General features: G+C 62.5%; 7 protein-coding genes. 3 read left to right on the top strand and 4 right to left on the bottom strand.

The genetic code is table 11. From position 1 onward, the window contains the following. Positions 1-81 precede the first annotated feature (81 nt). The 4 genes from GIW79_RS26070 to GIW79_RS26085 form a co-directional block, all read right to left on the bottom strand. Complete coding sequence (locus GIW79_RS26070) at positions 82-519, bottom strand: carboxymuconolactone decarboxylase family protein (protein ID WP_034125784.1); 438 nt, start codon at positions 517-519, stop codon at positions 82-84. A 93-nt stretch (positions 520-612) separates the two neighbouring features. Further along, positions 613-2,058, bottom strand: a complete 1,446-nt coding sequence (locus GIW79_RS26075) for a mechanosensitive ion channel family protein (protein WP_054918623.1) — start codon at positions 2,056-2,058, stop codon at positions 613-615. Between the two features lie 166 nt (positions 2,059-2,224). Beyond that, positions 2,225-3,091: a pirin family protein gene (locus GIW79_RS26080; RefSeq protein ID WP_054896578.1), complete on the bottom strand. Its 867-nt coding sequence runs from the start codon at positions 3,089-3,091 to the stop codon at positions 2,225-2,227. A 76-nt stretch (positions 3,092-3,167) separates the two neighbouring features. After that, a complete protein-coding gene (locus GIW79_RS26085) occupies positions 3,168-4,373 on the bottom strand; it encodes a multidrug effflux MFS transporter (protein ID WP_054918624.1) in 1,206 nt (401 codons plus the stop codon). A 100-nt stretch (positions 4,374-4,473) separates the two neighbouring features. Between GIW79_RS26085 and GIW79_RS26090 the strand changes: the two genes are divergently transcribed. The 3 genes from GIW79_RS26090 to GIW79_RS26100 form a co-directional block, all read left to right on the top strand. After that, positions 4,474-5,580 (top strand): efflux RND transporter periplasmic adaptor subunit, encoded by a 1,107-nt coding sequence (locus tag GIW79_RS26090; RefSeq protein ID WP_034125871.1) that lies wholly within the window; start codon positions 4,474-4,476, stop codon positions 5,578-5,580. 2 nt (positions 5,581-5,582) lie between these two features. Beyond that, a complete protein-coding gene (locus tag GIW79_RS26095) occupies positions 5,583-8,657 on the top strand; it encodes an efflux RND transporter permease subunit (RefSeq protein ID WP_236453343.1) in 3,075 nt (1,024 codons plus the stop codon). A 128-nt stretch (positions 8,658-8,785) separates the two neighbouring features. After that, a partial coding sequence (locus tag GIW79_RS26100; RefSeq protein ID WP_236453345.1) for a DUF6531 domain-containing protein occupies positions 8,786-10,823 on the top strand: 2,038 nt, incomplete at its 3' end.

The raw sequence follows: 10,823 nt of genomic DNA on the forward strand, positions 1-10,823 counted from the left end.
CGCCCCCAAAAAGCCGGCTCCAGCTTCGCTGTCGAGCGGGAGCAAGCTCCCTCGCCACAAAAAGCAGCAACTCTCCGATCGTTACTTGGGCATCTTGCGAAAGCCCACCGCCAGGCGGTTCCAGCTGTTGATGGTGGCGATGGCGACGCTCAGGTCGACTTGCTCCTGTGGGCTGAACTGCGCAGCCAGGGCGTTGAAGTCTTCGTCGGGGGCGTGGGTGTGGCTGAGCAGCGTCAGGCTTTCGGCCCAGGCCAGCGCGGCGCGTTCACGTGGGGTGAAAAATGGCGTTTCACGCCAGGCCGACACGGTGTACAGGCGCCGTTCGGTCTCGCCGCCCTTGCGCGCATCGGCGGTGTGCATGTCGAGGCAGAACGCGCAGCCGTTGATCTGCGATACGCGCAAGCGCACCAGTTCCAGCAGTGGCAGTTCGATGGAGAGTTTGCCCACCGCCGCTTCCAGAGCGAGCATGGCTTTCATGGCGTCCGGGGAGGCGGTATAGAAATCGGTACGGGTTTGCATGGTGAATCTCCAGAACGTTGGGATAGGTGCGCAGAGTAGTCAGCGCAGCGTTCTGGAGAAATAGCCAATCCGGGCGAAGAACAGGTGACCAATCTACAGACCGCGGTTCCTCAGCCACTGGATGAAGCCCTTCTTGACCGGTACCACGGGCGCGTCTTCGGTCAGGGCCTGGGCGGCATGGCGGCGGAAGTCCAGCAGCGCCTTCATGGCTTCGCCGATATCATGCCGGGCGTCCAGGCACGGCTTGAGGTATTCATTTTCGATGCGGTAGAGCGTGCAGTAGGTCTTGGCCGAAAAATCCGCCAGCGCCGCCTGGTCGGAGAGGATGCCGGACTCACCGATCACCTCACCAGGGCCCATGCGCCCAGCCTCGAACTTGTGCCCGTCCTTGATCAACAGCACCGAGACCACGCCGGACTCGATGATGAACAGGTGATCGCTGACCTCCCCCGCCGCCAGGATCATCTCACCGGCGCGGTAGGTGTGCAGGGTCATGTTCTGGCTGAAGGTGTCTTTTTCTTCCTGGCGCAAGGTGGAGAAGATCGTCGAGCGCTCCAGCAAGGCGCGGGCGCCAGACACCGCAGGCGGCGTGCTGCCTTCGGTGGCGGACAACAGCCCCACGCCCGCCGCCTGCAAATGCCGGTAGGCCAGGTCGTAAAGCTGGTTGCGGGTTTCGCGCTTGAGGCCCATGGCCGGCACAAAGCCGCTGATCTCATATTCCACGCCACTGCCGGTGGACGCCTTGAACGCGACGCTGGGCGCCGGCTGGGCCAGCAACGGCCGGCAGCCCTGCATCGCACGCTCCAGCGCTTCGATCACGGTTTGCGGGCGCGCATGGGGGCTGACTTGCAGGCTGACCGCCAGGCCGAACATGTCTGCCGGGCGCGAAAAGTTGATGATCTTGGCCTTGGCCGCCAGGGAGTTGGGGATCACCGCCAGGCTGCCCTGGGAGGTTTGCAGGCGCGTGGCGCGCCAGTCGATATCGGTGACACGGCCTTCGGTGCCGTCGATGGAGATCCAGTCATCGATCTGGTAAGGCTTGGTGGTATTGAGGACGATCCCGGAAAACACATCGCTCAGGGTGCTTTGCAAGGCCAGGCCGACGATGATCGCCACGGCGCCGGAGGTGGCCAGCACGCCCTTGACCGGCAGGTCGAGCACGTAGGCCATGGCGGCGATGATCGCAATGAGGAAAATCACTGCGCCCATCAGGTCCTGCAACAAACGCCCGGTATGGCCGACCCGCTGCATCATCACCGCGCCGAGCAATACCGTGAGGGTGCGCGCGGCGAACAACCACCAGCCGATCTGCAGCGCCGTGGCGGCCAGATGCAAGGTGGTGTCATCGGCATAGGGCGCCGCTTGCATGGGGTTCATGCCGTCGTTGAACAACACGGCACTGAACACCGCGAAAATCACCAGCCGCGCTGCGAGTTTCCAGTTAGCCAGGTTGGCGGAAATAAGGCGCCACACGGCGATGTCGATCAGGATCAACGCCACGGCGCACAGCATCGGGTGATCAGCGATAAATGAGGGCATCCAGGCGACTCCAGGGCGAATGCCGAGAAGATCGCATGAAATCAGAAACCTGGAAACAAAATGTAGGAGCTGGCTTGCCTGCGATGCAAATACCGCGGTGTATCAGCTACACCAGGGTGATGCTATCGCAGGCAAGCCAGCTCCCACAGGAGGTTGCGGTGAACCGTCAGGCGTGCATCTGCCCGAATTTGCCCGACTGAAAGTCGGCAAATGCCTGGTGAATCTCCTGCTCGGTGTTCATCACGAACGGACCGTGGCCGACGATGGGCTCGTCGATGGGTTCGCCGCTGAGCAGCAGCACCTTGGCGTCGTCGTTGGACTCCAGGGTCAGTTGCTTACCGTCGCGCTCGAACAGCGCCAATTGCCCCTGGCGTGCGACCTCCTCGCCATTGATCAACAACGTGCCGCTGAGCACCACCAAGGCGGTGTTACGCCCGGCGTGCAGGTCCAGCGTGACCGCTTTACCGGCGTTGAGGCGCAAGTCCCATACGTCTATCGGAGTGAAGGTGCGGGCCGGGCCTTGAGTACCGGCAAATTTCCCGGCGATCAGCCGCAGGTGGCCGGCGTCGTTTGCCAATGGCAGCACCGGAATGTCGCCATCGACGATGGTCTGGTAACCGGCATCCGCCATTTTGTCCTTGGCCGGCAGGTTGACCCACAGTTGCACCATCTCCAGTGCGCCGCCACTACGGGCGAAGTCTTGGGAGTGAAACTCTTCGTGCAGGATCCCTTTGGCTGCGGTCATCCATTGCACATCGCCCGGGCCGATTTTGCCGCCGGCACCGGTAGAATCGCGGTGCTCGACTTCGCCGTCGTAGACGATGGTCACGGTTTCAAAACCGCGATGCGGGTGCTGGCCGACGCCGCGACGTTGTTCAGTCGGGGTGAATTCGGCTGGACCTGCGTGATCCAGCAACAGGAATGGGCTGATGTGCTTGCCCATGGTGTCGTAGGAAAACAGCGTGCGTACCGGGAAGCCGTCGCCGACCCAGTGGGCGCGGGGGCTGGTGTAGATACCAATCAGCTTTTTCATGGTGTACCTCCAAAGTGAGTACACCTTAAATCGCCTCACCCTTGAGCACTAGCCGGTAAAAATGGCCCTGATCGTTCTATATATAGGACAGCGTTTTAACCTGGCGTTGGCGCAGCAGTTGAAAGGCAACCAGTGCCGACAGTGCAAACCCGGCCTGGATAACGATCATCGGCGCGGCACTGCCATCGCGTAACTGGCTCAGCAACAACCCGCTGCACGTGGCGCCGAACATCTGTGCAAATCCCATGAGCCCGGCGGCTAAACCCGCACGATGCGCATTGGGCATCACGGCCCCGGTAACGGAACCGGGCAGCACCAGGCCGCCGCCGAGCGTGACCAGGGCGATGGGAATATCCAGCCCTACTACCGACAACCCGAACACTCCGTAAATCGCCAGGGCTGCCACCCCGCCCACCGCCACCATCGTCACACCCATCGCCACAATGCGCTGCGGCCCCAGGCGCTGAATGTTACGCCGGGTATAAGTGGAGCCGACGATCAGCATCGACACAATCAGCCCGAAGTTGAGCCCGTATTCAAGGCTGCTGAACCCCAGCAGATTGATAAACACCGCCGATGAACCCGCGATCACCGCAAACATCGCGCCATAGGTACACGCCAGGGCCACCGCGTAAGCACGGTACTGGCGCCCCTTGAGCAGATCCAGATACTGCCCGCCGAGGGTGCGCCAGTGTGCGGCCCTGGGATCGAGGTGATGATTGCTCTCGCGAAAGAACAGCAGCGCCAGCAATAACACCAGGCTGCCGATCACCAACGCCAGGGCGATGGGCGCACGCCAACCCAGCAATTTGATCAGTAAGCCCCCTGCTATCGGCGCAACGACGATGGCATACAACATGCCGATCATCGTCAGCGCCAGGGCCGGGCCTGCCTCGGCTTTCCACACATCGCGCACCACGGTGCGCGCTAGTACCAGCGCGGCGCACGCGCCCAGGCCTTGCAACACCCGGGCGGCGATAAACTGCTGGATGTCGGTGACCAGCAGCATCGCCAGCGTCGCCACTACGTAGAGCGTCAGGCCCCCGATCAAGACTGGCCGCCGGCCGATGCGATCCGACAGCGGCCCGAACAGTAGCTGCCCCAGGCCAAACGCAGCAACGAATGCCGACAGCGCCATCAGTGCCGAGCCTTGCGGCGCCTGCAGCGCGTGCTCGATGGCACCCAGGCCGGGGATGATCAGTTGCGTCGAGACTTCACCCAATGCGGTGAGGGCAACCAGCAAGAACAGCAAGCTGCGTGAGGGTGCCGGGGCGTTTGCCATGGGGAGTATCCGGGGGCTGGATTAATTTATATTTCGACCATAATATGAGCGAAAAATTATGTCCATAATTTTTTGCCCTATGGTCACCCTGGAGTTCGTCATGCCCCCTCTCCCCCTGCGCCTTCTCACGCCACTGGCTCTGCTGGTGGTCCTCAGTGGCTGTAACAGCAAGGCCGACAGCGCCGCCCAGGCGCCCACATCGCGCCCGGTGCTGGCCGCCACAGTCGAAGCAGCCGGCACCCAGCAAAGCGCCTATACCGGCGTGGTGGCGGCACGCACTGAAAGCGACCTGGGCTTTCGGGTCAGCGGCAAGGTGATCGAGCGCAAGGTCGACCCCGGCCAGCACGTCTCCCGTGGTGACACCCTGTTGGTGCTGGACATCGGCGACTTCGAACTGGCGCTTCGCTCGGCCAAGAACCGCGTCAACGCCGCCCAGGCCCAACTGCGCCAGCGTCGTGACGATGAAAACCGCTACCAGCGCCTGGCCAGCACCGGCGCGGTGTCGCGGCAGATCTTCGACCAGTCGGCCACCAACCTGCGCGTCGCCCAGGCCGAACTGGCCGCAGCGCAATCGGATGCCAGCCAGATCGAAAACCGTCGCACTTATTCGGTACTCAAGGCCGATGGCGACGGCATCATCACCGACGTGCTGGCCGATCGCGGCCAAGTGGTGGCCGAAGGGCAAATCGTGGCGCGCCTGGCCCATGACGGCGCCCGCGAAGCCATCGTCAACCTGCCGGAGAACCGGCGTGACCTGGCTGCGCAAAAAGCCCTGGCGTTTCCCTTTGGCGCAGCGGACCAGGCCGTGACCGCCACCCTGCGCGAACTGTCCGCCAGCGCCGACCCGGTCACCCGCACCTACCGCGCACGTTACGTGCTGCAGGGTTCGGTCGAGCGTTTCGCCCTCGGCTCCACCATCACCGTGCGCCTGCAAGGCAACGGCCAGCCCCTGCAAACCCGCGTACCGATTGGCGCCTTGCAGGATGCGGGGCAAGGCACGGGCGTATGGCTGATTGGCGATGATCAAAAGATCAGCTTTGCCCCGGTGAAGGTCGCCAGCCTCGGCCAGGAAGACGCCTTGCTCGACAGCGGCGTAACACCCGGCCAAACCATCGTCGCCCTCGGCGCTCACCTGTTGCACAGCGGCGACACGGTGCGCTTGCTGCCCGCCCAGGCCCTGGCCCTCAACCGTAAGCAGGATCAATGAGTATGCGCGGGATCAACCTCTCCGAACTGGCCGTCAAGCACCGCGCCGTCACCTTGTTCTTGCTGATTGCGATCCTCGTTGCCGGGGTCTTCGCGTTCGGCAAGCTGGGGCGCGCAGAAGACCCTTCGTTTACCGTCAAGGTCATGACCATCACCGCCGCCTGGCCCGGCGCCACCGCCCAGGAGATGCAGGAGCAAGTAGCCGACCGCCTGGAAAAGCGCCTGCAGGAACTGGACTACTACGATCGCGTCGAGACCATCGCCCAGCCAGGCTTTGTGTCGATGCGCATGACCTTCCTGGAGTCCACGCGCCCGAGCGAGATTCAGGAGCTGTTCTACCAGACCCGCAAAAAACTCAGCGACGAAGCCACGCGCCTGCCCAAGGGCGTGATCGGGCCGTTTTTCAACGATGAATATTCCGACGTGTACTTTGCGTTGTACGCCCTGGAAGCCGAACACCTGCCCCATCGCCAACAAGTGCAAATGGCCGAGGAACTGCGCCAGGGTTTGCTCAACCTGCCAGGGGTGAAGAAGGTCAATATCCTTGGCGAGCAGGCCCAGCGCGTGTTTGTGGAGTTTTCCTATGAGCGCCTGGCGACCCTGGGCATCAGGCCCGAACAGATCTTCGCCGCCCTCGCCGCACAAAATGCCGTGGCGCCCGCAGGCTTCGTCGAAACGGCGGGCGCCCGCGCTTATATCCGCATCGACGGCGCGTTCGACAGCCTCGCGCTGATCGAAAACGTGCCCCTGCAAGTCAATGGCCGCGTATTGCGCATCGCCGATGTGGCCACCGTGAGCCGGGGTTATGAAGACCCGCCCAGTTATCGCATCCGCCATCAGGGCGACCCGGCGTTGATGCTGGGCGTGATCATGGAGAAGCACTGGAACGGCCTGGAACTGGACAAGAGCCTGCAGGCCCAGGAAGCCAGAATCCAGGCCGACCTGCCCCTGGGCGTGAACTTCGCCAAAGTCTCCGACCAGGCGAAAAACATCAGCCTGGCGGTCAACGAGTTCATGCTCAAATTCTTCGTGGCCCTGGCGGTGGTGATGCTGATCAGCCTATTGGCCCTGGGCTTTCGCGTGGGGCTGGTGGTGGCGGCGGCCGTGCCGCTTACGCTGTCGATCGTGTTCGTGATCATGCTGGTCACCGGCCGTGAATTCGACCGCGTGACCCTCGGCGCATTGATCATCTCCCTGGGCCTGTTGGTGGACGACGCGATCATTGCCATCGAGATGATGGTGGTCAAACTCGAAGAAGGCTTTGACCGCATCCACGCGGCCACCTATGCCTGGAGCTCTACGGCGGCGCCGATGCTGACCGGCACCCTGGTCACCATCATCGGTTTTCTGCCGGTTGGGTTTGCGCGCTCCGGGGCGGGTGAGTACGCCGGCAATATCTTCTGGATCGTGGGTTTCGCCCTGATTTCATCCTGGCTGGTGGCCGTGGTGTTTACGCCTTACCTGGGCGTGAAGTTGTTGCCGCAGATCAAGCCAGTGCCCGGCGGGCATGATGCGATTTATGCCGGGCGCTACTACCAGAAACTGCGCAGCCTAGTGGAGGCCTGCGTGCGCGGGCGCTGGCTGGTGACCGGCATGGTGGTGGCCGCGTTCGTGGTATGCGGCCTGGGTATGGCGGTGGTGAAGAAACAGTTCTTCCCGGACTCCGACCGCTCGGAGCTGATTCTGGAAGTGTATATGCCACCCGGCAGCGCGTTCAAAAGCACCGAAGCCGTGGCGGCGCAGGTGGAGAAGGCGCTGTTGCAAGAACCGCAGACCAGTATGGTCGACACCTATGTGGGCGGCGGTGCACCGCGGTTTTTCCTGTCGTTGAACCCTGAAATGCCAGACCCGGCGTTCGCCAAGTTGATCGTGCAAACCCCGGACTCCCACGCCCGCGACGCGCTGAAACTGCGGATGCGCGAGCGCATTGCGGCAGGCGAATTTCCGTCGGCGCGGGTACGGGTCACGCAGCTCGTCTTCGGCCCGCCGGTGCCGTTCCCGGTGGTGTTTCGCGTCTCGGGGCCCGACCTGAATGTGCTGCGCGGGCTGTCTGAAGACGTGCGTCAGGTCGTGGCCGGCAACACGCTGACCAGAGACACCTTCCTAGAATGGGGCGAGCGTGCCAGCGGTTATCGCCTGGTGCTGGACCAGGATCGCTTGCGCTTGCTGGGTTTTACCCCCGACGAGGTCAAGTCCCAACTCAACGCCCTGCTCAGCGGCAACCCGATCACCGAAGTTCGCGAAGGCAACCGCACCGTCTCAGTGGTGGCCCGCGCCCAAGGCAGCCAACGCGAAGACCTGGCCAACCTCAACAACATGACGCTGACCAACAGCGCCGGTACGTCGGTGCCGCTGGCACAGGTCGGGCATTTTCAGGCGGTGATGGAAGAACCGATCCTCAAGCGCCGCGACCGCGCCACCACCGTGGAGGTACGCGCCGACATCATCGACGGCGTACAACCGCCCGATGTGGAAATGGCGGTGTACAAAGACCTGCAACCGCTGATCGCCAAGCTGCCCAGCGGTTACAAAATCGACATCGGCGGCCCGGTTGAGGAAAGCGCCAAGGCCAACGTGGCCCTGGCGGCGCTGTTTCCGATCATGATCCTGCTGACCCTCACGGTGATCATGCTCCAGGTGCGCTCGTTCGGCGTGATGTTCATGGTGTTCGCTACCGCGCCTTTGGGCCTGATTGGTGCAGTGCCGACCTTGCTGCTGTTCAACCAGCCGTTCGGCTTCAACGCGATCCTGGGTCTGATTGGCATCGGCGGCATTCTGATGCGCAATACGCTGATCTTCACCGACCAGATCCGCCAGAACCAGGACCACGGCATGGCGATTCGCGAGGCCATTATCGAAGCCACGGTGCGGCGCGCGCGGCCGGTGATCCTTACGGCACTGGCGGCGGCGTTGGCGTTTATTCCGTTGACGTTGTCTGTGTTCTGGTCGTCGCTGGCTTATGTGCTGATTGGCGGTGTGCTGGTGGGCACGGTGTTGACGCTGTTGTTTCTGCCGGCGCTGTGCAGCCTGGTACTGCGCGACAAGGTTGCTGAAACGTCCCACGTAACTGCCGGATAAGCTCTACTCCCCTCCCCTGTAAACCTCTGCAAAGTCCCTCGCCTGATCAAACAGTGCGAGGGATTGCAGATGGTTTTTCCTGTTAGTGCCTTGGTTACCTGGCCGCCCCTCGTGGGGAGCCGCTGCGGATGACCCAAGCAGCCCACATTACCTTTATCGAACACGAGCTGGATGGTTTCCATCAGAGCCTGGTGGAGTACCGCCAGCAGATGGGCGCCTGGTATTCGCGTGCGCTGGATACGGTCAGTCATGCAGCGGACATGCCTTCGTTGCTGGGTATGGATCGGGTGTTGCGGGTTGGGGATGCACAGCAGTCGGTCGGTCTTGGCGATGCGGACTTTTCCACCGTGGCCCGCTGTCCGGCAGGGGGTGTGCTGAAGATCCAGAGCAGGTTCGAGTCAGCGTACGACGTGCCGATCGGCAATATTCCGGTTGAAGTGATCGGGCTGGATGACGGCAGCTCCAGGGTCATCCTGCTCGACGAGCACGGCGACGGTTTCCACGAATGCGCCGCCGGCGGGCGCTATCAGGTAAGGGTTCAGGGCGGCGTTTCAGCGCAGCAAGTCGATGCCTTGTTTGCTTCCTATGCCGGGCTGACTGCGGATCTGGAGCAATGGCTGCGCGAGCAGTGGCAAGGCTTCAAGCCGCATTGGCAGCAATCCCCGGCCAGCGCAATAGGCAACGGCGTGCTCGCCGGCAGTTGGGCAGCGATCCGTGACGTGTGGGACAGCATCAAGCAGGTGCAGGCGATTCTTGAAGACCCGCTCAAGTACGTCGAGCAACTGGGTAGCGAGGCGGCGAAGTTGGCGCAAATCGCTACCGATGCGCCCAAGGTCATGGAACAGGCGATGTTGCTGGCCAGTGATGAGGCGGCGCTGTACCTGTTACTGCGCACCGCCATGATCTGGCTGGAGGCGTTACCGCCTAGTGAAGTTGCGCAAGCGGCCGCCGGTTTTATGGTATCGCTGCTGATTGACCTGGTGATTGGCGTGGTGTTGACCATCGCGCTGCCGGCAGCGGGCGTAGCGTATTTGAGTATGCGCCTGGTCAAGTACGGCGCAGGGATTCTTCAGTCAGCCGTGGGTTTCGTGACCGGTGTGCTGACGATCCTCACAACGTTCATGCGGGCGGTGGGAGGGCTGAAGCAAGGCACGGTGCAGATGCGCTGGCGAGCGCGGCAGAACGTAGTGCTGACGCAGAAAGAGCGTGTGGATGATGTGCCGGCGGTGGCTTCAAATCCTAAAGGCGATGCGGCGACGCCAGCGGACAAGACCGTTACCAACGGCTGCCCGGTGTCGATGGTCACCGGCGAGGAATTGCTGACCCTCACCGATGGCGCGCTGGATGGGATTTTGCCGTTTGCGTGGACGCGGCTGTATCGCACCAGTGCGGGGGATGTGGATTGTGGGTTGGGGTTTGGTTGGAGTCATGGGCTGGCCCATCGGCTTGCGGTGTCGGGCGATTCGGTGGTGTGGACCGATCATGAGAACCGCTCGACCACCCTGCCCTTGCCCACCGATTCTCGGCCGGCGATCACCAATAGCCTGGCGGAAGCGGCGATCTACTTGGGTTCGGCGCCTGATGAACTGGTGCTGGCCCAAGCCTCGCGTTTCTACCACTTTCGCGACGGTGTGCTGACAACCATCAGCGATGCGTATGACAACCGGCTGCGCCTTTGCCGGGATCGTTCAGGGCGGATTGAGCGGCTGGATAACGGTGCGGGGCGCTCGTTGCTGTTGCGTTATGAGCTGGATCGCATTGTCGCGGTGGACTACCAGGTGCATCGCGCCAAAGGGCGTGAGCCTTACGTGTGGGAGACCGAACAGAACCTCGTTTCCTACGCCTATGACGAACATGGACGACTGGTTTGCGCGACCAATGCCGTCGGGGAAAGCGAGCGTTATCGGTACGACGATCAGCACGTCATTCTTGAACGCCAACTGGCCGGTGGCGCGAGTTTCTTTTGGGAATGGGAACACGCGGGCAAGGCGGCTCGCTGCGTGCGGCATTGGGCGAGTTTTTCGCAGATGGACACGCGTTATGCCTGGGGCGATGACGGGCGTGTCACGGTGCATAACGCCGATGGTAGCCAGGAGGTGTATGTCCATGACCAGCGGGCGCGGCTGGTGCAGAGGATTGATCCGGACGGCGCCACGCACTTTAAAT

The organism is Pseudomonas sp. PA-7-1E (assembly GCF_021605325.1).
GTDB classification, from domain to species: Bacteria; Pseudomonadota; Gammaproteobacteria; order Pseudomonadales; family Pseudomonadaceae; genus Aquipseudomonas; species Aquipseudomonas fluorescens_BV.